Raw genomic sequence first — 26,169 nt, forward strand, 5'->3', positions numbered from 1 at the left:
TTTTTATCCGCGCCCGCAATACCAAATAAAGCGGGTTCACGCGTTGAGTTATTCACTCACTTTCTTAGCCAGCATGGTGGCAAAACGCAGCTTAATGCGTTTTCCTTCAGCATCGGTTTTATGCAGCTCACCTACATCCTGGTTATATTTGATGATTTCCCAATCTTGATAATAGTGCTTCAGTTCATCGTGATTAAACAGGAAAGAGAACGGCACGCTACAGGGAAAATCCGGCGTCGACATGGCGGAAACAATCAAGTTATAGCCACCGTTGTTAGTCTTATCCTGCATATTACGGATAATGCCCGGAACCCGTTCTTTATCCAGAAACATAAACACCACGGTGGAAAGAATAAAATCGTAGCTCTCTTCAATCGACTGTTGATTGATATTAAATACTTGAGCGGAAAGATGGCTTAACGACTCTGATTGAATCAAGTCCTGAAGCGCGCTGATATTTTGAGTATTTTTATCGCAGGCCGTAACGTCAAAGCCCAATTTATTCAAATAAAGGGCATTACGCCCGGAGCCGCAGCCAAAGTCTAATGCTTTACATGGCTTAATATAGCGCACCGCATTTATCACTTCCGAATGGGTTTTAGTCATGCCATATTTCTTCTGGGTATAGTCTTCCGGCAGACAATAAAATGATAATTGGCACTCTAAATCAGATGAACAGGAAGCGATCTTATGCCACTCCTGTGGCTTAAGAAACGGGGGCTGACATACGGCTGAAAACCGATCGCGCTGAATAACCTCACCATTTTCTTCCAGTAATGCAATATTCAGATTCCCTTTAAAAATCGTGAGCTTAGCCCAGGTTCCGACCTGTGTATTATGCTGCTCCTGAAACATTTTAGGTAACGTTACCGCTTTCCAAAGTGGCATCTGTTTATAGCAAATAAGATTTTCCATATTAGATCTCTTACTTCAAATTGAATCTACGAAAAAACCATGGCCAGGTGGATAACAATCAGCGTATTCACAATTCTACTGTTCAACATGAAATACGGAGGTTAAAACATGCCGAACCAATATATAATAGTTGCACAATAAATCATTCCACTATTCATTAATCAAACACCGATCACAGCTAGATTAAAAATAAGATAAATCAGTCAATTGACATTAGCTGAAACGAGTCAACTAAAAGAGATAAATCTCACCAACAAACGGAATTTCCCCCTAAATAACGTAGCATATTAGCGCTAAAAATCAGGATATTAACTGATGCCGAAACGGCTTATACGGCGTCAACTTCCCCTATGCAATATTGTTCCATTCACCGACAAAAAGAGACTTATCCTCATAATTCATTTGTGTAAGTATGTGCTCACTTATCAATTCTGTTTTACATCATCTAACGAGCTGAATTAAAGGGGTTACCATCACATTATTTGACGAACTAAAAAAATAATTAATTTAAATAACACGATTTTGTTTCCTCATTCGTCTACATAAGTATGTTCAACTAACAAAGATGAGTTCCCAATGAAAAACGCTACCATAAGATTTATTTGCATCGTCATCGTCGCGCTGTTTGCCCTTAGCTTTATAACTCAGCAGCTCTGGAATGCGCTCTTGCCGGCAATCTTTAATCTGCCTACCATCAGTTTTCTACAGGCTGCCGGTCTACTTATTTTAAGCCGCCTGTTATTTGGTCACCTTCTACCGCGCTTTGGCCGCAGAGGATTTGACAGAAGAGCCCTATTTGAAAAATGGCACAACATGAGTGATGAAGAACGTGAGCAATATCGTCACCGTTTTGATTCACTCCGCCATGGTCGCTGTTCTGAGCACCATCATGGTCGTCATCACCGACGCCATACTGAAAAAAAACCAGAGTGTGAATGCCCAGATACTCCGCATGATGACAAATAAACGATGAATAGCGCCCGTAGTGCTGACACGTTAAGTAAATACTACCGACAGCTGCGAGCTTTTATCCGTAAACGCGTGATGACAGCAGATGAAGCTGAAGACATTGTGCAAACAGTTTTTTATCAGTTAGCGAAAGCCGATAGCCTGCTTTCACCAATTGAGCACCTTACCGGTTGGCTATATAAAACCGCCCGCCATCAAATCATTGATGAAGGGCGTAAAAAGAAAGAAATCTTACTTGATGATTATCTGGCGGATAGCGATGACGACGATGATATCAACGATCTTATCTCGCTATTGGCGATCGATAATAGCAGCCCGGAAAGCGAGTATTTACAGAACATATTCTGGGGCGAACTGGAACAGGCGCTTGCTCTGTTACCGGAAGAACAGCGACAGGCTTTTGAAATGACGGAGCTTCATGGCTTATCATTTAGCGAATTAGCCGAGCAGACAGGGTGTAATATTAATACGCTGATGGCGCGTAAACGCTATGCCGTGATGTTTCTACGCACTTATCTGGCCGATGTTTATCAAGATATGCTACAACAATAATATGACTCCCCAGAAACGGTCCAAAATATTTTCGGCCGTTTCTGGGTTATCTGTCGTTTTTTAGAACATGTACTTAACACCAACGATTGCGGTGGTATTGCTGTAGCCATTCTTACCAAGCTGCTCAGAGACGTTACCCCAGAGATTAACCTGCTTGTTAATTTGCCCTTCCACACCCAATTTCAACTCACCCAGATTACGCGAACCTTTCTGCTCAACCCGCACCTTATCCATGGTTGCACCAAAGTTTTTCGTATTGTGTAACCAGTTCGCTTCAATAAACGGTTGGAATATGCGGTCTTTGCCATGATCGATTTCATGATGGCCCTGCCAGTACAAACGGCTACCCAAACGCGTCATGATATTTCCATCGCCAAAGCTGGACACTCGAGTTCCGTTCACTTCTCGGTGATTTTTAGATTTCACATTCATCCACACTATCTGTGCTTGCGGCTGTAAAAACGTTTTCTCTTCACGCTGTTTATTTTCATTCACCAGGAAGGTATAACCCGACTCCAGCGATAACACGACACCCCGTGATTTATACTTTTCACTGTTGAGATACTCGCCGTTTACCCTATGCGTAAACCAATTGTACTGTGCCCAGCTATCTACATATAAGCCGGTTTTCTCTGCGTCATTGTCATACCAGGTACCATAAATACCGGCGTTATAACCGTCGGTTTCCCCCCGCGCCGAGTATCCGGTAATATTGGAGTCGGTATTGCTGCTGGCGTGAACATATCCAAACATCAGCCCCAGATGAGTACGATCTTCACCATTATTACTCCAGCTCGCCATATCACCCCCACCGTGAATAATAAAACGGTTGGTCTGTGTTTTTAACTGGCCACTGTTGCGAGAACGGGTATGTCCGCCAATCGTCCTTAACCACATGCTGGTTGGCCGATCGATCTCGCCCTGTACGGCATCGGTATACTGCGGCTCGCCCAAACGGTCATGTAATGTGTGCACAAACGCCATATTCGCGGTGGCGATATTATCCCCGTAAGCCCCGGCTTCAGGACGATAGATATGATTTTTCCCATTGCCACTACTATTACCCTTATCGCCACTATTACCGCTATCACCATTATCGCCGGTATTGGGTGGCGTGATTTCCTCTTGCTCTTCACAGTCACCAGCACCATTAACGCAGGTCGAGGTTAAATACCAATTTTTGCTGAGATTGTTTGGATTAGCATCGGTTCCTCGCGCGAGATCGTATTCATAAGCACCAGCGACAATACGGTGGTTAGCCGCTTTAACGAAGGTGCCATCAGACAGGCCCTGAACTTCGACTATCTGAATACCATCCAGCGTTCTTGCGCCGGTTCCTCCCGCATTGATCACTCTGACATTGGTGGTTCCCGAGGTATTCCCCGTCACCACTAAGCGATCGGTCGCCGCATCGTCATAAGCCAACACCGTGTTATAAACGATGGTTCCGTTATCCCCGTGATAGTTTCCCTGTACCCTCAGCAGATTATGCGCCTCACCTTTACCGATAGTATTGGTATGGAAAGTAATCAGGCCTGCGTTGGTGGTATTCCCTAACGTCTGTTGATAACTGGCCATGTCCAGCCATGCACCGTTGTCTATTTGGTAATCAGAGTTGGCACTAAAGGCATTTTTTGCCCCCGCGCGGGCTACCGCCAAACGATGGATTTCGGTCATACCACCATAAGTATTCTGGCCGTTAAACAACGTAGTACCACTGTGTACCAGCACGTTACCATAGCCCGAGGTATTGGCATTGAAACGATAACCACCGTTGGTAGCATCAAAGTGGGTATGATTAAATACGATAGTCCCATCGCCGCCGGTGTTCATTCTCGTGGTCGAGGTATCCCCCAGCTTGATGTCAGAGACATTCAATATACCTGCTACCGTAGCCGCTTTATCCAAGGCCGATCCAATATTCAACGTTCCTGTTCCTCCCGCCTGCGCGCCAATACTTAACACACCGCCCACAGTCAGGTTTGCTCCTTGGATTAACGTCAACGTACCAATACCAGCATCACCAATAATCATATTGCCTAAGTTATTCCAGCGAGTACCTTCATCCTTGAGCAAAACATCGCCTTTAGCCCCGGCAAATACGCCAATCGAGGATGAGCCGGACTCCACTGCGCCTTGATTAGCAACAGTCATTTTTGCCATACCCTTGCGAGCCAGCCAAAGTTCGTTGTCGTTTATCCAACGGGAACCGGCATCGGATACCACGACCTCACCAATGCCTGTCGGATTCGTGCCGACAAAGGCACCGGAAGAGTGCACCACACCTTCGTTGGTGATGCTCATAAGACCTTTATTACCATGACCAATCGATAGACCAATACCCGTATTGGCATCACCAGTCACATTCAGTATGGAACCTTTATCCGCAATGGTCAGAATACCTTCACTGTCTTCTTCAAAATTATTAATAATGAAATAACCCGTGACATTTACCGCACCACCATCGCGAATATCTAAACGGTGCTTGGTCCCCTCACTGGAGCCGTAATGAAGAAAAAATCCCTTATTCACATTCCAGGCTGAGCCTTCACCGGTCACCAAAGCCCAGGAATTAGCCGTATTGGGACGGCCATAAGTATTAGCAATCGTGCCAAGCCCACCGGTATTCACCACACCACCTTTTTCAATGGTGAGGGTACCCAGACCTTCAAAGCCGACCTTCAGTTCGTTGACGGTATTCAGAGTACTACCTTGACCTGATACCAAAACATGACCTTCACTGCCATTATAGTGAGCAAGATGCAGCGTGTTGATATTAGCCAGCGCACCATCCAGAATCTGTAACGATCCTTTACCCGATTGTCCTACCCGCATTAGTGCATCAGTATCAATGGCAGCAATCTTATTACCGTTAACATCCCGTTCTGCACCTGTGGCAATAATCGTGCCACTGCCGCCGCCAACAACATCGCCCAGATGAATAGTATTAGGATTCGCTCCCTTATGCAGCAGTTGTCCACCCTTTTCGAGGCGAATAACGGCCTCACCGTTCTTACCGAAAGTCCAAGTATTTCCGTCGGTACCATTAGAGCGAATGGAGGAGCCAATACCACTCACTAAAACCGTGGTTTTAGTATTCGCTTCATAGCCGAAGGTCACGAGTTTATCGACCAATAGCTCACCGCCGAAGAGAATATTCAACGTCGCATCATTACTGTAAAACTGTTTAACAACGCCAGTCGGCTGGGTCAAGTTAACGCTTGCGCCATCCTGAAGCATCACCACACTGTCACTAACCGGTAATCCTTTGTCCCAATTAGCCGCTTCGTGCCAGCTTCCGTTAGGCTCCCCCTGCCAAGTCACCTGTCCAAAAAAAGCTCGGGATTCAGCCTGAGCATAAAAATTACAGCACAGTGCACCAATAAGAATAACCAGCGGTTTCTTTGTCATACTGAATATCTGTCTTTGACTTGGCATAGAACACTCCGTTATACCAAATTAATATAAACAATAATCATTTTCACTTATTAAGTTATAAAAGACCAGTATCGAAGTAAGGTTATTTTATTAATTTTTGGGCTTCATGTAGTGAAGAACTGTAGATAAGCGAACCTGCAGACTGGTACTTATCGCTTGCGGAAGATGTCCTTGAGTTGATAAACGCTCGATCTGCTTTTCGATCTTGTCTTCATTACCTTTATAGACATATCTGGTCTGAAATGTTTTTCGACATACCAAACAATAATAACGCTGAAATCCGGTACGGCTTTTCCCGTGCTTTTTTACCTGAGTTGCATGATTACAATGGTGACATATTGGAAAAGAGTTGTTCATGATAAATCCATCGGTACGTTAAATAATAAAGAGATGTTATTAATTAACGCAAAGCATCCGTATGCGAATATTAAAAACACTTTAACAGAGAAAATATTTTGCACTAAGACAATATAAATTAAGCTTAAGTTGAAAACCTCAACCCAAATAGCAGGATGAAAATCATTAATACAAAAAATAACATCAAGAAACACAGCTTAAATATATTGAAATTGAATGAACGAGTTAATTAATTCTAATAATAAAATTCTATCTAAAATCAATAGTAATTCATGGCTTCCAACAACATCAAATAGATTTAAACGATCGATAACACCACGCTGATAGCATACAGCTATCAATATTAATGTAACGATCGAGCAATTCAATTGAATATTAATAGCACGACTTACCTGAATATAAAATACCCTTTAATTTCAATTTGTTATATTTGATTCACTTATAAGGAATTACACATAAACTAATGATGCAATTCACTAAAAACATACAGTAAGAATAAATTATTATTATCAGGAATATTATAAATAATATTAATTACACATGCTTTTATTTCAATAAAAACAATGAGCAATCAATGTATTTAAACAAAAACAAAAGATAGCGAATTTCATTAATAATAAATTAACAAAATTTAAATTAAAATAGATACAATAGTTAATTCCATAACATAAATAATATAAATAAATCACTTGAGAATTATAAATAACATGGACTAACCAAGCTCAACAATGGAATACTCCTCCAGTAATTCCATTAAAAAATAAAGCCATCGTTATAGTATTAATAAATATAATTTCCATCATTAATTAATGTATCTATTTTCATATAACTCCCAATTTGACATTATCCAATAAGCACATAAGGCCGAATATTCATATTGAGTCATTCTTAGAAAGTTAGCACTGACAAACCTACGATACCGTATACCAACGAATACCGATTCAATCAGGCCCTTCGGAATAAAAAAGTATTTTCGGTTCTAATCAGATGAAGAGAGAAGTGAAGTGATTTCATTTTTTGACGCCAGAGATAATAACCCTACGGCATTCCTGACTCATTGTGAGACGGGAAATATTAGAAACAATAGTGATTTACCTTACCCTCCCCATACCAAAGTATAAGGAGGGTTTATTCACACTGATATTGCAGAAATCACGGCACCTTAATAGCCCATTTTTCCGACGATTTACCAACAATCAGAACTGATACTTCACTCCCAGCGTTCCTGCTGTATAGCTATAGTCTTGTCCGTCAAACTGATGAGCAACATTGCCCCATACGGAAAAACTATTGGTAAGTTTACCTTCAATACCAATCTTAGCTTCACCGATGTCTTTCGCGGTATCACTCTCGTAATGACGCGTACCGGAGGCAATACGATAATCTACTCCATAGTCATTACCATTGTGTAACCAGTTAACCTCAATAAACGGCTGGAATGTCTGCTGTTGATTAACCGGCGATTTACCTTGTAGATAGGTGCGTAAACCAACCCTTGTCTGCCAGTAATCCTGATTACCACTATCAATCGTGCTACCGCGACCATCGTTAACATTATCGGCATGAACCCCCGACCAGATCACCTGAGCCTGCGGCTGAACAAACCATGAGCCATGGGCGTAATCGATGATTTTTTGGGTATAGCCAGTTTCCAACGAGGCGCTAAATCCTTTGGATTTATAGTGAATCGTTGAGCGCTGGTCGCCAGTCACATCATTATCAAACCAGTTGTGCTGTAGCCAGCTGTCAACATACAGACCATTTTGTTGCAAATCCTGATTTGCATACCAGGTTGCATAGGCTCCAAGGTTATAACCATCGATCTGACTCTTCGCTGAATATTCGCTCTGCATTGAACGGGAGGTCAGATGAGCGTTCCCATATCCCGCCATCACGCCTAAATGCAAGCGATCCTGACCTGTCAGATTCCATTGGGCAATATCTCCCCCTAACTGCACCAGCGTCGCGTTAGTTTGAACCTTCAAACGATTGTCCGCCACACGATTTCTTTCCTGTGAACTGACAACCCGTAGCCACATAGACGATGCCAGCGAACGGTCACCCTGTGCGTGTGCCGTAAACTGAGGTTCACCTAGTCGGTCATGTAACCGTAAGTTAAATAACGTATTTGCAACCACCTGATTACCAACGTAAGCACCCACTTCAGGTTCAATCACCGGTTTAGTCTGTGGTAACGGTGGTGGTGTCGGTAGCAACGGATCTGGATCTGGATCCGGGCCAGGGGGTGGCACAGGGGTAGTCACATATTCAGAACGCAGATACCAATCACCTCCGTTACCGGCAGAATCGCCCTGATAGAGGAAATATTCATAACCGCCATAACTAACCCGGCTATTCAGAGTAAACGAGCCATTTGACTGACCGCCGACGTTAATCACTTCAATACCATTAACCGTTTCACCGCCGAGGCCACCTGCATTATTGATTTGCAGGTAAGATTGGCCGGAGGTATTACCCGTTACCAGCAATTTATCGGTTGCCGAGCTATCATCGTTTAACTCAGTGTTTAAAATTAACACACCATTATTGCCGACATAATCGCCATTAACCGTCAAAACGCGTCCTGGCATCCCCTGTGGGTCAAACTTGACTGTACCGCTATTTTCCAGACGATTAACCGCAGAGTCATCGGTAATTTGCCATTGACTGCTGCTATCAATCAGCAAATTGGTTCCGGTGATACTCCCCTTTAGCACTGAAGCATTATTCAACTGCAAATTTACCTGACTGCCTTGAGCCGCCGTAATATCACCGGTTGCATTAACCTGATTCATCGTCATATCGGTATTGGCTGAAGCCCCCGCCACGATTACCCCGGTTAATCCGCTGATATCCATATGGCTCAGGTTAATGGTACTAAAACCTGCCGTCGATATTGCTGCTCCCTTGTTACTGGTAATCTTGCCGCCGTTCAGGGTCAGACTGTTGCTTTTACCTGCCGTACCGGCGATCACCTCCAGCGCAGTGGTGTATTCACCGTTCGATTCAAGCGTGACATTACTTCCCATCACGGAAACGCCCTCTGCCAATGCCAATGCTGCAGAGTAAAGCCCCCCGGTAGTAATCTTGACTGAATCCAACGTCCCCGTCACTTGCCCGGCGTCAGTATAATTACGCAGATAAACCCCACGGGCACTCTCCCCGGAAGTATTAATCTGGCTATTGGTTAATTTAAGGGATGAAGGTGAATAGCTAGAACTACTGCCAGAAACATATACACCCATTGAGCTGTTGCCCAAGGTAGTAATCACCGTATTATCAATGTCCGCTTTCGCCCCAACAGTCAGATAGACACCGTTAGACGATGTGCCAACCGTATCAATCGTTGACCGCTTTAACTGCATGGTGTCACAGCCCGTTATACAACTGCGATCAAGGTTCTGTAACCAAATACCATGCCCTAAGTTAGAACCCGTTGTGGTAATGGCTAAATCGCTTAAATCCAGTTTGGCACTGTCAGCATAGATACCATCCAGTCCGCTAATTTTTGAATTACCACTGAGGGTCAGAGAACTCCCCTGAGTTATCTGTACCGCACGACGACTATCGGAAATAATCTCTACGTTATCACCTTCAAAAGTGCTGTTCTGATTGATTGATAATGCGCCCGTTTCCGCTCTGAGGATACCTCCATAAAATTTGGCGCTTCCTTGATTGGTAATCACCATACCGCCACCACGGCCAAATAGCTTGCTGTTATCAATACGTAAATCAGAACCCGATAACGTTACCGCAACACCGATATTTGATATTGCCTTAATATCGCTATTTTTAAGCGTTCCTGAACTCCCGCTGGTCAGATAAATACCAGCAGATGAATTCAGGTTATCGATGGTCAATTTAGTATTATTAGAGGCAAGTAGCGAAAGATAATGGTCGCCACTAATCGTGACATTATTGAATTCAACTTCAGCTTTGTCTCTGACGGTAATCGCATTGCCAGCCTCAGGCGTAGACAACGTTACCCCATTCAGAATTAGCTTACTTCCCTCATCGGCGGCAATAATTCTGGCGTTGCTGATATCAGAATCAGTTAAGGTAATCTTTCCGCCTTGTTCGACATAGACGCCAGCATCAGCGGCGGTTGCTAAAGCATCAGGAACTTTAATATTGAGATTACTCGCATCAATCTCATAACCAATTCCAGAAGCGATTACCGCAGCATCCGTCAAACCGGTGCCGGCATTAATAAACTCTCCACCATCAATACCGATTTGAGAACCATGTACCGAGTCGGCAATAAGTTGAGCAGCAAATAGGGAAGAAGAGCTCGTTGAAAATAACACTGCACTCATCAAACTGATTAAGTAGCGTTTTTTAAATCCGGCTGCAGATGATTTATTATTCATACTTCATTCCGTGAAATTACGTAAATTTAAATATCAGACAGTAACTCAATCTATTTCCTCAGAAAAAACCAGCCAAAAAACATCAATAATAGAACTCATCATTGATATTCCAATGAACCAGCGATTAAGACCATTTGATTTGTTTATCAATAAGATAGGAATTAACGAGACATGTTAATCACGTTGCGTTATTAACCTATATAGGAGAGTATCTCTAACGAATATCATAAATCCGCCAATTTGAGATTAATTAAGATGTATTGAAATATTTTCAGATATAGAGCGAGACAAAATTAGTCTATCATCAGGCCAATTCTCAGAATGATGTCTCGGCTCAATGTGTGGCCTGATAGGCTAGCGCTTTGGCTAATTTAGAGTCGTGCTGCGCCAATTTTTTCAGCTTTTTCTGATGAATTTTATTTAACTTCCCAAGCTCTGCTGCGGTTTTCCCTGAGCTGCCAATAAGTTGGCTATCGGATAGTCCAACCATAACCAAAGCCGCATCATTAAGCGCCCTGATATAATCATCCTGCTGACCCAAATCATAACGGCTAAGATCCATTTTTTCATTCAACAGCTGCCCCCAATAGAACTCAAGAAAAGGTACATCCGAGTAGGGCTGACCGGTATTTGGATTGAGATTCTTGTCCGACTTATCGTAAGAAACACCGCGCAGGTAATACAGCATGGAACGATAAGGATCGTCCTGAAAAGCCGCCATACCCAACGTTTGAGGCAATTGGGCAAACGTAATCGGTTTTCCTGCTGCATCAATCGGCAAAAAATGCTTTAACTGCGCCATTTTTTGCTCAAATTGCTGGTGACTTAGTGGATTCCCCTCGGCATCGTGAGTTAAATTTTCTCCTACCAATACGGCTAATGTCACCTCGCCGCCACCGCCAACGGCATCCCAAAAACTGTTAAAGGCATGATGTCCATCCGTCAGATAGAATTCCCCCCCGGAGCCAATATCAATGGTATTCATCGCCGATTTATCACTGCCCGGCAATAAAGAACAACGGTAGGAAGAAGGATCGTGTGGTGTAGAGCGTTCACTACTGCTCAGCAGTTTACCGGCGCCCTGAACTTTGCATAAATCTTTAAATAATGAGGTTCTATCCTGAGCATAGTCAGCCAAATCACCCGCAATTTGCAATTTACCCACCGCACTCTGGGTAGGGTGTAATTCACGGAGTTGCACCTGAATAATATCACCCGCTTTAGCCAATAATCGGTTATCCAATACTTGTGCTCCCAAAACAGAACCGGAATACAGCCCCAGCCCCGAAACAACGATGACGGCAAATACCATAGGATATAAGTAAAGCGGATAAAATTGTTGGGAACGCATGCACTCCATCCCTGCTTACTTGGTAAATTTAAACGTTAATGGATATGAATAAACTATAGACCCTGATAATCGATTTCTCGAATGAAGAGCATAGAGGGATAAAAAGAAATCAAACCAAGAAAACGTACAACGGCAGAGCAAAGCTGTAGCGAGCAGAATATCCGTAATACCGCTAGTTATCCCTGATATATCGTCCTGAGAAAAGGCATTTTGAACTACGCTTTATCAGCGCCGATTAACCACCAGTGTAACGGATAACCTTTTTTCACCCCAGTTTTCATCACTAAACCCTCTTCCATCAACTTCAATAAATAGTAGCGAGCCTGATAAACGTTTATCACACATGTTTCAGCGATATCATTGGTCGTTGGGGCGATTTTACGTAATACGTCATCACTAATATCATCGCCGATAGTCACTTCATGCTTAACGGCTGCATATTTAGTTGTGCACTGTTCGGCCAAAGCTTCTAAAACTTCTTGAGTAATCGCTGCGCCCTTAGTCATTTTCTGAGTGGATTCACTATTATTGGTCATCATTTACCCTCTACATTCCCAGTATAAAATCATATCGCTGGGAGTATACACTAGTCGTAAAACTTTTATCTATCAGTGAGTAACCACTCTTTTTCCTTTTGTGACCCCAATTAAATATCGGAAAAAAACCGTCCAACACCCTAATGCGTTGCATCCTTTTTCAAAGTATGGTGGAGAAATCCAACAACACTAACTTTAACATTGCTTCCAAAGAAGAGGCCTTTATCACATCGTGCCTTATACCTCTGCGGCACTACTCTATTTTACTCAATCAATTAGCCTAATTGGCGCACCGGAGTACCAGCCAGAAAAGCCTGAATATTCTCTACTGCCTGCTGGAAATAGCACTGATAATTACTGTCTGCAACATAGCCTAAATGCGGAGTCGCCAACACATTGGGTAGATTCCGAAAAATATCATCTTCCGGTAATGGCTCAATATCAAAAACGTCGATACCCGCACCACCAATTTGCTGATTATGCAGGGCATTAATCAGCGCATCCCGATCGACAATGGCCGCCCGGGAAGTATTAATTAAAAATGCACTTGGCTTCATCAACGCAAATTCAGCTTCGCCAATCAGACCACGAGTACGTTCACCCAGCACTAAATGAATCGACACAAAATCGCTATGTGCCAACAAGGCCTCTTTGGATGGGGCTAACATAACGCCAACTTCACTCGCCCGTTCCTGAGTCAGATTGTGGCTCCAGGCAGAGACTTCCATCCCGAAGGCTTTAGCCACCTGAGCAATTCGGCTGCCTATTTTCCCCAAGCCAAGTAGACCAAGACGCTTACCGTTTAACGTTACACCAACGGTGCTTTGCCACGGACCATTATGCCGAAACGCATGATTCTCTGGCACAATATGGCGAGCCAATCCCAGAATAAGTGCCCATGTCAGTTCCATGGGTGGCTCAGAACTGCTGGCGGTGCCACACACCGTGATACCTCGCGCCGTTGCCGTTTTCACATCAATAGAAGCATTACGCATTCCGGAAGTAATTAATAACTTTAGATTAGGCAATCTGGCCAGCAGCCCAGCGGTGAAAGGGGTACGCTCACGCATAATGACAATAATATCGCAGTGCTCAATCGCTTTAACCAACGCATTTTCATCAGTGAAATGCTGAGACAGGGAAAACACCTCGACCCGATCGCCTAACGTTGACCAATTAGCCATCGATAAGGCTACATTCTGAAAATCATCAAGAATTGCGCATTTCAATTTCATAGGTTGAGTCCTGTTTATCAGTTCATCACGATGTCAGTTAGGCGCCAAAAATGTACCGCAGAATCAACAGAAAAACGTGGCTTAGCGTCTGAATTCTGTCACAGAAAAGATAACTTTTTATTCAGATAACGGCCTATCTTTTAACGTGCCATACACGGAAGCCAGCTCAGCAACCGTTTTAACATTCAGTTTTTTCATTAAGTTAGCCCGATGAACTTCTACCGTTCGCAGTGAAATACTTAACTTATCGGATAACTGTTGGTTCTTATATCCCTGAGTAATCAGAGAAAACAGCTCTTTTTCCCGGTCAGTCAGACGTTGATACAATCGCTGATAAACCAAGGTATTTTTTCTCGTTACTGAAATCTGTAAGGCGTCCTGCAAAGCAATTGCCAACGCATCCCCATCGACCGGCTTCTGAAAAAAATCTACCGCTCCTTTTTTAAAGGCATCCACGGCCATCGGTACATCCCCCTGACCGGTCAAGTAGATCACGCTAAGCGGGCTGGATTGTTCATTCAGAATTCGTTGCACCTGTTGACCACTCAGGCCTGGCATACTGCTGTCCAGAATGACGCAGCCGGGTTGCTCAACATCTACTTTTTGCAGGAAATCCGCCCCACTGGCATAAACCTCAGTCTGAAAATCATATCCTTCCAGCATAAACTTTAGAGAGTTCCGTACCGACTCATCATCATCAACAATATGAATATTCGTCATCATGTGTCCGTTACTGTTCGTTATCAATAAATGGAAAAGTGACTTCAACTCGACAGCCGTGGGGCGCTACATTACACATTTCCATATGGCCGTGATGGCTTTTCACCACATCCCGGCAAATCGCTAAACCCAGTCCGAGCCCTTCAGCCTTAGTCGAATAAAACGCACTCTGCAAAAGCGCAGGTTCAACAGCGAAGCCCTCTCCACTATCAGTGACCCGAACAACCAGCTGTTGAGGAGTAAAAACCAGTTCAATAGCAATCGTCGCTGATGGTGAACATGCCTGATTACAAGCATCAATCGCATTTTTTATGATGTTTAAAATCAATTGCTGGAAGCCCACCGGGTCAATCCATACCGGCCGGCCTTCGCCTTCATGACTAACGGTTACGCTAATCGCGCTTTTTTCCAGCTCATATCGCAGCAGTAGCAAAGTATCATCAATAATATCGGCAACATCACTCCATTTTTTTTCACTGGCTCGCTTATTAATTAATCCCCTGAGACGTTGAACAATATCGCTGGCACGCATCACCTGATGCTGAATATGTTCCAGTACCGGCTGGAGTTCGGTTACCGGCTTGCCTTTATTTACCCGTATCAAACCACCCTGACTGTAGTTCTGAATCGCCGCTAAAGGCTGGCTGATTTCATGGGCAATGCTTGCCCCAAGTTCCCCGACAATGGCTACCCGCTGAGCATGTTCCAACATTGCAATTTTTTCATTCAACTCATTCTGAACTCTCAATAAACGTTTCTGGTTTTTGTTAAACCGATACTCCAGCAGAAAATGGTAGCCGTTCAGTACCACAATCAAAATAATCAGCAGCCAACCCCATTGTTGATTGGCCTTTAACCAAACCAGCGCTTCCTTCCACCACGGGTTTTGCAGCGGATGTATGTCCAGATCCTGATACAGTTTATCCACCGTTAATTGGCTAATCGGCGTGGTCCAGCCAAGGGAATCGGCGGCAATCGCTGCGGGATGATCTTCAGGCAGTGCCAGCAAGGCTCGAGAAATTTGCTTTGCCAATGCCTCCGATGTCTTACCGGTTTTCGCAAATGACCAGTTCGGGTACAAACGCGTCGATGCCTGACAGGGAAAGCCATCAGGTGCCCGATTATCCAACACGCGATAATTTTTTCCGGCAATCAACCCTTCACGCACCATATCTTCCAGTTGGCAAATGGGCAGCACAGCCCCTTCTACATCGCCATCACGCAGTTTGTAAACAATGGCATCTAACGGAAAACCGGTAAAATCAATGGTTGAAAAGAATCGCTCGGGATCGTGCCCTGCCTGCTGCATTTCCCGCTTTAAGGTCAAATATCCGCCAAATGCTATTTTAGATACTGCCGCGACTGATTTACCTTTCATATCGCTTAAATGCTGGTAGGGCGAATCTGCGCGAACGACAAAAGCAGAACCGATGGCTTGTGATGTTCCTTCCTGATATCGGCTACGCAACGTCGCTAACCATGAAAGTGGGTACTGACGTCCTAACTGAACTGACTGCCCTGGATTGGTAATAATAAAATCAATATCCTGAGATTTTACTACCGCAGCCATTTGCTCCAGCGTATAGGGGTGAAGTTGAAAATGCGCGTTAGGAATACGCGCCGTTAGCCAGTCCATCAGTGGCTGCCAGCGTTCAATTGCCGCGCGGTCTCCGCGCGTCGCCAAGACACCAACATTAATCGTCTCAACCTCAGTCGTCGTCGGCACCTGAGCCAATGCCGAACAACAAAACATCACCATCACAATGCTGATTGTTTTTATATAGCTAACCATATCTACCCTAATTTTCTGCCGTAGACTTGCCTTCATCACACACTTTTAACTGACAGATTAACCGGTTTTAATCTGACTGAGAGAAAAAGTCTGGTCACTTCTTTTGTTTTAGATCAACAAAGCCTGAGACATGTGGGAAACCACAATAGCCACTTATCATCCTGCTGCTGACAATGGTGCCATTCCAACCTCTCACGAGCCATTAACGGGATATCACTATGGATAAAAATAAACGCAAGCTGTTATCCGGCCTCGGATTAATTACTGCCGGAGCCGCTTTAATACCGGTGACTTCCGCTGGCGCAGCGGCACTTTCCCCATCGTCAGATAATGCCAGGAAAGGCATCAGCGGAAAACGTTTCGCCATGGTCATTGATTTACGCAAATGCGTTGGTTGCCAAGCCTGTACCGTTGGCTGCGCCATTGAAAATCAGGCACCGTTAGGTCAGTTTCGTACTACGGTGAAACAGTACCAAGTCACCTTGGATCAAACAACACCAACTCAGGTGAAAGCTTTTATGCTTCCTCGCCTGTGTAACCACTGTGCAGATGCTCCCTGTATTCCGGTCTGCCCAGTACAGGCAACTTATCAACGTGAAGACGGTATCGTTATGGTAGATAACCAACGCTGTGTTGGTTGCGCTTACTGTGTTCAGGCCTGTCCTTATGACGCCAGATTTATCAATCAAGAAACGCTGACGGCCGACAAATGTACCTTCTGTGCTCATCGTCTGGAGGTCGGATTACTCCCGGCCTGCGTAGAAACTTGCGTTGGTGGAGCCAGAGTCATTGGTGATTTAAACAATCCCGACAGCGAAATCAATAAAATACTGAAAAACAATGCCAGTGATATCAAGGTGTTGAAGCCAGAGCAAAAAACGGCACCGCACGTTTTCTATATCGGTATGAGCGATGAGTTTACTTCCCATATTCAGGGGAAAGCCGCCATTCATTCACTGAAAGGAGAAATACAATGACTATCACTGAAGTGTTAGTGCCTGCTCAGGAAGTCGCATGGCTACCGTGGGCAGTACAATATTTTTTCTATATCGGTTCTGCTTACGGCGCAGCCATTCTGTTTGCTCTGGCGCTGTTTTGTCATCGCTCCACTTCTCATACCTTACGCTCAGTCTTGGCGTTGGTTCTGGCAATTTCCGCGCTGGTAGGGCCTCTGGCGCTAACGGCCGAGCTCCATCAGCCCGGAAGAGCCTGGCACTTTTTCGCTCACTTAACACCCAGTTCATGGATGTCACGGGGAGCCGTTCTATTACCCCTATTTTCAGTATTATCCATCCTCACTGCCTGGCTATATCTTCGCCCAGAAATACAGGCGCTGAGCCGACATGCATCCCCGGTAATACGGTTATGCAGTCGTCTGGCCATGGGGAAATGGCAAACCTCTCTCTCAACCATGAAAGTCATTACGCTACTGACAGTTATCTCCGGACTGAGTATCGCCCTGTATACCGGCTCTGAAATTGCAGTCCTTCGCAGCCGCCCGTTGTGGAACCAGTTAACATCCCCCGTTCTCTGGTTTGTTACAGCCTTTCTCGCTACCGGAGGCCTATCTCTGCTGATGCTGGCAACGCTCAAACCGATTCTCCGTCAGGATCTACAGTTTATTCGCCGTACCGTATTACTCAGTGCTTTATTGTCTTGCGTCCTGTTTCCCCTGTGGCTGGTTAATGGCAATGGGCTGGAACTGTTGGACTATAGCGTTTGGCGCTGGCGCACAGGTTTAATGATGCTGTTATTGGTTGCCTGTCTGTTAGTCGGTTGGCACTTTCCTACCGGCAGAAAGTCAATCATCTTGCTAAGCCTGCTTTCTATCGCAACCTGCTGGTACCTGCGCTGGCTGACCATTTTGGATGTACAAACTATTCCGCGCTATGACGCAGGCATGTACCCGAATGCCCTTGCCTGGGGGAGTTCCGGCGTATTAGGTATTATTGGTATGGCGGGCTTATGGCTGGCTCTGGCAGTAATTACCTCCAGCATCATTAATCAAGCAGACAACGCCGCCCTTTCCCCATTAGCTCCGACAGTTCAAGGTGAATATCATGAATAAACATCGTCGTCACTTACTTAAAGCCGGTTTGGCTGTTGGCGGAACCGCTGCATTTGTCGCCGGCTATGGCTCAACAACCAAACATTTAGTGGAAGGCGCGGTTACCGGCTCATCCGGGGAAAAACCGAAGCACGCCCACTTTGGTAACTCACTGGAACCTGAATATCAGATAAATCCTCAGGGAAAATTAGTCAGTAATCCAAATCAACGAGTCAGCCCATCCATGTGTCTGGGATGCTGGACGCTTTGCGGCGTTCGAGTCAGGATTGATAATCAAACAGATAGCATATTGCGTATTTCCGGTAATCCCTATCATCCGCTCTCTCAAGAACATCAGATCCCATTCACCATGCCGCTGCAACAGGCCTATTTGTCTTTGACCGGTGACCATGGCGCGACTGACGGGCGCTCTACCGCCTGCGCACGCGGTAACAGTATGTTGGAACTGCGCAACAGCCCATATCGAATTACTCAGCCACTAAAACGAGTAGGCAAACGTGGCGAAGGCCAGTGGCAAACCATTAGCTATGAACAACTGCTACAAGAGATTATTGAGGGTGGCGATCTGTTTGGCGAGGGCCATGTTGATGGGTTACGCGCCATTCGTGATGTTGAAACGCCGCTGGATAGTCAAAATCCGGAATATGGTCCAAAAGCAAACCAGTTACTGGTCACCAATGCCAGCGATGAAGGTCGTGACGATATTATTAAACGGTTCACCTTCAATAGCTTTGGCACACGTAACTTTAGTAATCATGGGGCTTACTGCGGCTTCTCTTTTCGGGCAGGTTCCGGCGCACTGATGAACGATCTGGACAAGTATGCCCACGTAAAACCCGATATTGAAAACGTTCAATTTGCCCTGTTTATCGGTATGTCCCCCGCACAAGCAGGTAATCCATTCAAACGTCAGGCGCGTCAATTGGCCAGTGCCAGAACTCGCCCAGACTTTGAATATGTGGTGGTATCCCCAGCGTTGCCGGCCTCCTCCAGCCTGTCTGCCGGCGACAACAATCGTTGGTTACCCATCAAACCGGGAACCGATGCAGCTCTGGTGATGGGGATGATCCGCTGGATTATTGAGAATGAACGCTTCAACAAAACCTTCTTATCCCAACCCGGTGAAGCGGCAATGGTGGCGGCGGGAACAGCCCACTGGAGTAACGCCACTCACTTGGTTATCTGTGATGAGCAGCACCCAAGATGCGGTGCTTTCCTGCGTGCCTCACAGATAAACCTCCCTTATAGCGGAGAAGCGTTTTCTGATGGCGATGGCTATGTCATCCTTGATGAGCAAAGCCATCAGCCGGGGCTCAACACACAACCAGCACCCGCTTCTCTGTTCGTCGATACCCAACTGGACACCACTTCTGGCACCGTTAGAGTAAAGTCATCTCTTCAATTGCTTAAAGAAGAAGCCTTGAAATATGACTTGGCCACTTACAGCCGTGAATGTGAGGTTCCTGAAGAAAAAATTGTTGAGTTGGCCAACTGTTTTACCAGCTATGGCACACAGGCAGCGGTCGATACCCATGGTGGAACCATGCACAGCAACGGGTTTTATACCGCCTACGCGATACTGATGCTAAACGCATTAATCGGTAACCTGAATATGAAAGGTGGTGTGATGGCGAAAGCTGGCCGTTATCCCACCGATGGCAAGGGCCCTAAATATAATTTTGCTCAGTTCCCGGGAAAATTGGCGCCGAAAGGCGTATTTATTTCACGTAACAAGTTTAAGTATGAAAACACCAGCGAATACCAGCGTAAAGTCGCCGCGGGACAATCGCCTTATCCTAGTAGAGCACCCTGGTATCCCTTCTCTCAGCCGTTAATGACCGAGCAGCTCAGTGCAGCAATCGATGGATATCCATATCGACTGAAGGCTTGGATCAACCATATGTCCAATCCACTGTATGCCATTCCCGGTCTGAATACCTTGATTGGTGAAAAGCTGAAGGATCCTAAGCAGCTACCGCTAATTATTACCATCGATCCTTTTATCAGTGAAACCGGTGCACTGTCTGACTATATCGTACCAGACAGCGTGACCTATGAAAGCTGGGGCATGGCGGCACCTTGGCACGGCGTTCCTACCAAGGCCACCACCGCTCGTTGGCCGATTGTTAACAGCCTTAATGCCAAAACCGCAGATGGCCGTTCCATCAATATGGAAAACCTGATTATCGATATTGCCAAACGCCTGAACCTAAAAGGATTCGGTGAAAAAGCCATTCAAGATACTCAAGGAAACTGGCACGCCATTAACAGCGCCGAGGATTACTATCTGAGAGCGGCAGCTAATCTGGCATTTATTGACGGTGGTGTGCCTGATGCCAGCGCTGAAGATATCCAACTCTCTGGGCTGGAGCGGCTATTGCCAGAGATGCAGCGGATATTAGCGCCAGATGAACTGCGTAAAGTGGCTTATGTATTAGCTCGGGGCGGACGGTTTGAAGATGCGACAGAAAGCTATCAGGGCGATCGGATGAAGCATCGCTGGAAAAAGCCCTTGGCTATCTGGAATGAAACGCTGGCTACCAGTAGAAACAGCATGTCTGGCAAACGCTACACCGGTTGTCCGACTTGGTATCCACAACAGTTAGCGGATGGTACGCCGTTGCACCAAAGCTATCCGGAAAACGAGTGGCCGTTTATGCTCACCAGCTTCAAGTCTAATATTCACAGTGGCATCTCCCACCTTTCGCCCCGGCTAAACTCAATCAAAGGGCTTAACCCGGTTTATATCCATCCCATTGATGCACAGCGACACGCAATAACTACCGGGGATGATTTCACTATCACTACCCCCAACAACACCATACAGGCAACGGCTATTGTGGTAGAAGGAGTCAGACAGGGAACGCTGGCTATTGAACATGGGTTTGGACATCGAGAGCTTGGTGCCCATGCTCATATCATTGATGAAAAACCACAAACGGCCAGCATTCAACCGATTCAGGGAGTGAATCTCAACGATCTCGGTCTGATCGATGCTAGCCGAGAAGGCAAAGGTATTCTGCTCGATTGGGTGGTCGGTTCTGCGGCAAGGCAAGCATTACCCGCAAAAATTGGCTAGCTGGGCATACTGCCTTAAATAAAACGATACCTTGATTCCAGGCGCTGTTATGGCATTGATTGCCGTAATAGCGCCTGCGGCGTATCAATGTCGAATAGAATGCCCGGGTCGTTCACCGGTACCAAATAAGGCTGCGCCTGAGCAAACAGGTTTTTAGCGCCCTGGTCACCATTCAACGCCATTAATGAATCTCTGAAATCAGCAGCAAACCCCACAGGATGTCCCGGCTGGTCTTGATAGACTGGCCTCACCGCCCTATTGGACTTTAGCGCCTGTACCACCTGTGTATATGTTTCAGGGCGAATAAAAGGCATATCCGCCAGCGTAATTAACCAGCCACGCCACTGCTTTGTTGCTTTAACCCCGGCGGCAATAGAATCACCAATACCCTGACTATCGATACAAATACACTGGCAACCGGACGATTCAGTTATTTGCTGTATTGCCCGGTATTCAGGGCGAGTCACCACGACCACATGACGCATTGTTTGTAGCGTATTTTGCAAAGTATGGGTAAAGACGGACAGTGGACTACCGCTGATACCGGAACAAATCGCCATAAGCTTATTGGCTTCATTCTCGCTATCAACCAAGTGGCGAAAACGCGTTCCTAAACCAGCAGCAACAATAACAGCACCTATTGTCATAACCTGAGTTCCTTTTTATCCCAGCGCACATCATTCTGATTTTATTCAATTCATTCAGCTGTCGGGCTATTACTCTAAAGTATAGTTATTCTCAGGTAATTCAACATAATCAACACAGCGTTTATTGTAAGGAGGGATATAACAACAAGGAAAATAGCAAAAGTAACAGAGTAAGGAGGCCTAAGCCTCCCTGAAGCAATCAAAATGGATAATCGTGATAGCCTAACTGAGCCGAAATATTGCGGGCAGCCTCATGCAACATGTTAATAATTTGCGGCTTATTCTCTTCAGAAAAACGAATCGTTGGCAGAGAAATACTTAATCCAACAAGCACAATACCAAAACGGTCAAATACCGGAACAGCAATACAGCGAAGTCCCTCTTCCTGTTCTTCAATATCTTCCGCATATCCTTGTGCTCGGGTAGCCGCTAATACCGGCATAAATTCTTCAATACTTTGAATCGTATTATTCGTACTGCGGGTAAAAGTTATTTTGCCCAGCGTTTCCTGTACTTCCTGTGGATCGCTCCACGCCATCAATACCTTACCAATGGCGGTACTATGAATCGGATTACGACGCCCAATCCGCGAGTACATACGCAGGTTATACATGGAGTCTATCTTATGGATATAGATGATAGCATCGTCATCCAAAGCACCTAGATGAATCGCTTCTCGGGTATGTTTCGAGATTTCACGCATCTGGATGTTAGCATAGCGAATCAAATCAACGTTCTGTAACGATTTGGCGCCCAGTTCAAATAGCTTTAGCGTAAGAGAGTATTTATCAGTTTCTTCTTCTTGCGTAACATAACCCAATGACTTCATCGTTTGCAGAAAGCGATACACCGTACTTTTAGACATCATGATCTGTTGGGCAAGCTCAGAAATGCCCATTTCACGCTCTTCACCCAACGCATTTAAAATACCAAAAACTTTAAGTACTGATGAAACCGAATCGGGTTGTTTATCTAGATCGTCCACAGCCATTCGGCAGCCACCTTATCTTTAATTATTCGTTTCAGAAAAATTGGAACAGTGTTTTTATTATAAGGTTAAAGAGGAGTTAATGACAATCAGTGATGCTGGTTCACTTAACGTATGGCCATTTGCACAATATTAATAAGTTAATTGCTCAAATTCACTTTTATTATATTGATTAATTAATTGAAATATATTGTTTTTAAATTTAATAAAAAACGCTTTTGCGTCATTATTTTTTAGCCCACAACAAGCCGAGCCTGCTTGCTATTTATCAAACAGATCGTCATATACTGGGATTGTCATACTTCCCTCAGGAAACGTAAAACTTAACGCACGAATATGTCCTGTTAATGAAGCGTGTTTGCTCCTATAGGAAAGAAAGGAATACGCTTTCTTTTGGCAAGAATATAATGATCGGGGCTATCACTTGGGGCAATGACGGTCCATCCTCTGGAAGTATAATAATTAATATTTTCATCCGCCGCCAAATAAACGCTAGGAAAGCCGCTCGCCCTGGCTCTCTCCAGCGCATTTTCAATCAGCATAGTACCAAAACCCAGATTTCTAAAACCGGGTAATACATATAAGCCGGTCAAACAAGGAGAAAACGGATTCGTATCGTAGCCTTTTTCAACCAAATGCACAGAACCCACCGGCCTTCCATCACACAAAGCAACCAGTGAACAAGGGATCTTATTTTTATCCAAATGCCCTTTCAAAAACTCATTGAGTTCAAAATCATCCGTTTTCGGGCCCTGCCAAAACTCCCGATAGCACCAGCCCATAACATCATCAAAATACTGAGGATATTCAGCTAATGAAACAATAAGCTTCCTATACATGACTCTCTCTGACTAATATTCGAAGTGGAGGAATCTTACCGATTAAAAAAATATTTTCACCTGTAAACTGACAGTCTAATTCATTATTTTCCATAAAATTGCGCAAGCACACAATTTTAGCCACATCATGTATATACAAGTCATTACAAATAATTCATTAAATACAGATAACTACCAATTATAAATAAAAATAAACACGGCTTGATCTCCCTCTAAATATCATTTTTAAAAAGATGAAAGATAGCAACTAGCCAAAGACAAATCTAAGATATTATTTATTTAATAATGAACTTTAGTACAGGAAAATAAAGGAAAAGCCTTATCGACTTAGCATTAAAATATGATGGATGATAACCAATCACACGTTAAAAACTGCCAAATCGTAGGCCAATTCCGTCGCCGGAAAAATTTGCTGGCATTCCGCCAACAGACGGTGGCTTTCATTCTGATCATAACGAGCACTGAAATGTGTGATAATCAGCTTTTTAGCGTGGGCGGCTTTCGCTAATTCAGCCGTCTGACAGGTGGTAGAGTGCCCTCGGCTATTCGCCAATTCCGCCATTGCCCCTTCCAGCGTTGCTTCATGCACCATAATATCCACGCCCTGAGCTAAAGCAATGCCGTACTCCGTTGGCGCGGTATCACCAAAAATTGCCAGTGATTTTCCCTGCTGAGGTGGGCCAAGATACTCTTTACCATGAATAATCTGACCATTCTCTAACTCAACGCTTTCTCCCTGCTTGAGACGCTGAAATAGTGGGCCAGGTGGTATGCCGGCAGCAATCAGTTTAGCCGCATCCAATGTGCCGGGTTTATCCGCTTCCTGAATGCGATAACCAAAACTCTCTACGCCATGAGTCAGTGGTAACGCCTGAACGCTAATTTGTTGATCTTTAAACACCTCTCCCGGCTGAATTTCCTCAACCTTTAATGGATAGGTCAAATATGAGCCACTGAGCCGTAGCGTAGTATCAATAAATTCTTTGATACCCTGCGGACCGTATACGGTTAGCGGTTCCTGACTGCCGGACATGGAACGGCTACTGAGTAATCCCGGCAAGCCAAAAATATGGTCGCCGTGTAAATGAGTGATAAAAATCTTTTCCAGACGTCCAAGCCGAATTGAAGTATGCAAAATTTGGTGCTGGGTTCCCTCACCACAGTCAAATAGCCAGAAACTATTACGTTCTGCTAATAAATTGACGGCAATGCTGGTGACATTACGTTCTTTCGTTGGCGTACCCGCCCCAGTACCTAAAAAAATCAGTTCCATAATGCATCACTTCTCTATGTGTTTATTCATCAGCAATATTGCCAATAAAATCCAGTTCGCCAAAGCAGTCTGACAGATAATCTAAAAAGCTTCTTACTGACGGTAATAAACCCCGTCTTGACGGGAAAACCACATGCACCACCGCAGACTTGGGCCGCCAGTTTTCAACAACCGGTACTAATGTACCCGCCATCAGGTCATGATGAACAACCAGTAAGGGCAATTGAACTACCCCAATACCTGCCAACGCCGCTTCACGTAAAGTGACCATATCATCAGTCACCAGACATGGACTATGGTGAATGGCAGCGGTCGCACCATCAGGCCCTTCAAGATGCCAAATATGATCCTGTCGACTCCATCCCCAATCGAGGGTGGGTATCTGGCTTAAATCCCCCGGCAAAATACAACCACCATAGCGGGTGGCCAACTCCGGGCTGGCAACCAGCTGCTGTGGACTGGATGCCAATACTTTCATCACCAGATCGCTGTCTTCCAGCGGAGGAAAACGCACCCGAATGGCCATATCGAAACCTTCTTTTAGCACATCTACCGCCCGATCGGTGCTTTCTAAATGAATTTTCACCTTCGGATACTTCTTCATATATCCCGGTAGCAATTTAGCCACCTGAAAATTCAACATTCCGGTGGCACAGCTAAGACGGATCGAACCCTGTGGTTCGGTACGTGTAATATCGATAGCATCCTGCGCAGCATCAGCCTGCATCAACATCGCCTCACAATGTTGATAATAAATCTGCCCTACCTCTGTCACCACAAACCGTCGAGTAGACCGATTAATCAGTCGTACACCGATACGTTCTTCCAACTGAGCAATATGACGACTCAGCTTGGATTTAGGCATCTTTAATGCGCGGCCCGCCGGAGCAAAACCACCATATTTCACCACTTGAACATAAAAATAGAGGTCATTCAGATCGTACATATCATTGTTCCATTAATAGAACGATTAGTTCATCTTTTCAATCTACCGCATCCATTGTTCTATATCTATAATTTTCACAACTAAACAACAAACC

At 44.9% G+C, this 26,169-nt stretch carries 19 protein-coding genes; 5 read left to right on the forward strand and 14 right to left on the reverse strand.

The window, feature by feature from the left end:
• Window positions 1-48: 48 nt before the first annotated feature.
• Window positions 49-915 (reverse strand): SAM-dependent methyltransferase TehB, encoded by an 867-nt coding sequence (gene tehB / locus BMZ28_RS14750; protein WP_074824333.1) that lies wholly within the window; start codon window positions 913-915, stop codon window positions 49-51.
• Between the two features lie 576 nt (window positions 916-1,491).
• Between tehB and BMZ28_RS14755 the strand changes: the two genes are divergently transcribed.
• Both BMZ28_RS14755 and BMZ28_RS14760 read left to right on the forward strand, forming a co-directional pair.
• Complete coding sequence (locus BMZ28_RS14755; RefSeq protein WP_074824336.1) at window positions 1,492-1,881, forward strand: hypothetical protein; 390 nt, start codon at window positions 1,492-1,494, stop codon at window positions 1,879-1,881.
• Between the two features lie 3 nt (window positions 1,882-1,884).
• A complete protein-coding gene (locus tag BMZ28_RS14760) occupies window positions 1,885-2,436 on the forward strand; it encodes an RNA polymerase sigma factor (protein WP_074824339.1) in 552 nt (183 codons plus the stop codon).
• 60 nt (window positions 2,437-2,496) lie between these two features.
• On the opposite strand, the gene BMZ28_RS14765 is transcribed toward BMZ28_RS14760, so the two are convergent.
• The 8 genes from BMZ28_RS14765 to BMZ28_RS14795 form a co-directional block, all read right to left on the reverse strand.
• Window positions 2,497-5,874 carry an autotransporter outer membrane beta-barrel domain-containing protein gene (locus BMZ28_RS14765; RefSeq protein WP_074824342.1) on the reverse strand — a complete coding sequence of 1,126 codons (3,378 nt, stop codon included), beginning with the start codon at window positions 5,872-5,874 and terminating at the stop codon, window positions 2,497-2,499.
• A gap of 90 nt (window positions 5,875-5,964) precedes the next feature.
• Window positions 5,965-6,231, reverse strand: a complete 267-nt coding sequence (locus tag BMZ28_RS17745; RefSeq protein WP_428480396.1) for an IS1/IS1595 family N-terminal zinc-binding domain-containing protein — start codon at window positions 6,229-6,231, stop codon at window positions 5,965-5,967.
• A gap of 1,196 nt (window positions 6,232-7,427) precedes the next feature.
• Window positions 7,428-10,601 carry an autotransporter outer membrane beta-barrel domain-containing protein gene (locus BMZ28_RS14770; RefSeq protein WP_074824345.1) on the reverse strand — a complete coding sequence of 1,058 codons (3,174 nt, stop codon included), beginning with the start codon at window positions 10,599-10,601 and terminating at the stop codon, window positions 7,428-7,430.
• A gap of 334 nt (window positions 10,602-10,935) precedes the next feature.
• Window positions 10,936-11,952, reverse strand: a complete 1,017-nt coding sequence (locus BMZ28_RS14775; protein WP_074824348.1) for a ParB/Srx family N-terminal domain-containing protein — start codon at window positions 11,950-11,952, stop codon at window positions 10,936-10,938.
• 215 nt (window positions 11,953-12,167) lie between these two features.
• Window positions 12,168-12,491, reverse strand: coding sequence for a FaeA/PapI family transcriptional regulator (locus BMZ28_RS14780; protein WP_083399705.1), 324 nt, complete (start codon window positions 12,489-12,491; stop codon window positions 12,168-12,170).
• Between the two features lie 272 nt (window positions 12,492-12,763).
• On the reverse strand, window positions 12,764-13,723 hold the full coding sequence (locus BMZ28_RS14785; RefSeq protein WP_074824354.1) for a D-2-hydroxyacid dehydrogenase family protein: 960 nt from the start codon (window positions 13,721-13,723) through the stop codon (window positions 12,764-12,766).
• A gap of 117 nt (window positions 13,724-13,840) precedes the next feature.
• Window positions 13,841-14,446 carry a response regulator transcription factor gene (locus tag BMZ28_RS14790; RefSeq protein ID WP_074824357.1) on the reverse strand — a complete coding sequence of 202 codons (606 nt, stop codon included), beginning with the start codon at window positions 14,444-14,446 and terminating at the stop codon, window positions 13,841-13,843.
• 7 nt (window positions 14,447-14,453) lie between these two features.
• Entirely contained in the window at window positions 14,454-16,271 is a 1,818-nt protein-coding gene (locus BMZ28_RS14795) for a sensor histidine kinase (protein ID WP_074824361.1), read from the reverse strand.
• A gap of 182 nt (window positions 16,272-16,453) precedes the next feature.
• Here BMZ28_RS14795 and dsrO point away from each other — a divergent pair, with 182 nt between their 5' ends.
• Genes dsrO through BMZ28_RS14810 form a run of 3 tightly spaced genes read left to right on the forward strand, consistent with a single transcriptional unit; the run spans window position 16,454 to window position 21,382 of the window.
• The gene (dsrO, locus tag BMZ28_RS14800) at window positions 16,454-17,212 is read left to right on the forward strand and encodes a sulfate reduction electron transfer complex DsrMKJOP subunit DsrO (RefSeq protein ID WP_074824364.1); all 759 of its coding nucleotides are present in this window, start codon (window positions 16,454-16,456) and stop codon (window positions 17,210-17,212) included.
• Complete coding sequence (gene nrfD / locus BMZ28_RS14805; protein ID WP_074824368.1) at window positions 17,209-18,303, forward strand: NrfD/PsrC family molybdoenzyme membrane anchor subunit; 1,095 nt, start codon at window positions 17,209-17,211, stop codon at window positions 18,301-18,303. The genes dsrO and nrfD overlap by 4 nt, the downstream gene beginning before the upstream one ends.
• Window positions 18,296-21,382, forward strand: a complete 3,087-nt coding sequence (locus tag BMZ28_RS14810; RefSeq protein ID WP_074824370.1) for a tetrathionate reductase subunit A — start codon at window positions 18,296-18,298, stop codon at window positions 21,380-21,382. The genes nrfD and BMZ28_RS14810 overlap by 8 nt, the downstream gene beginning before the upstream one ends.
• 47 nt (window positions 21,383-21,429) lie before the next feature.
• Here BMZ28_RS14810 and BMZ28_RS14815 read toward each other — a convergent pair whose 3' ends face one another.
• From BMZ28_RS14815 to BMZ28_RS14835, 5 genes are all read right to left on the reverse strand, one after another.
• Window positions 21,430-22,029, reverse strand: a complete 600-nt coding sequence (locus BMZ28_RS14815; RefSeq protein WP_074824372.1) for a nucleotidyltransferase family protein — start codon at window positions 22,027-22,029, stop codon at window positions 21,430-21,432.
• Between the two features lie 199 nt (window positions 22,030-22,228).
• Window positions 22,229-23,020, reverse strand: coding sequence for a DNA-binding transcriptional regulator KdgR (gene kdgR / locus BMZ28_RS14820; RefSeq protein ID WP_047782185.1), 792 nt, complete (start codon window positions 23,018-23,020; stop codon window positions 22,229-22,231).
• Window positions 23,021-23,361: 341 nt separating this feature from the next.
• Window positions 23,362-23,856, reverse strand: a complete 495-nt coding sequence (locus BMZ28_RS14825) for a GNAT family N-acetyltransferase (RefSeq protein ID WP_047782186.1) — start codon at window positions 23,854-23,856, stop codon at window positions 23,362-23,364.
• 358 nt (window positions 23,857-24,214) lie between these two features.
• Entirely contained in the window at window positions 24,215-25,129 is a 915-nt protein-coding gene (gene rnz / locus BMZ28_RS14830; RefSeq protein WP_074824376.1) for a ribonuclease Z, read from the reverse strand.
• A gap of 22 nt (window positions 25,130-25,151) precedes the next feature.
• Window positions 25,152-26,075, reverse strand: a complete 924-nt coding sequence (locus BMZ28_RS14835) for a LysR family transcriptional regulator (RefSeq protein WP_074824379.1) — start codon at window positions 26,073-26,075, stop codon at window positions 25,152-25,154.
• Window positions 26,076-26,169 lie beyond the last annotated feature (94 nt).

Origin of the sequence: Pragia fontium DSM 5563 = ATCC 49100 (genome assembly GCF_900112475.1) — a bacterium.
GTDB classification, from domain to species: domain Bacteria; phylum Pseudomonadota; class Gammaproteobacteria; order Enterobacterales; family Enterobacteriaceae; genus Pragia; species Pragia fontium.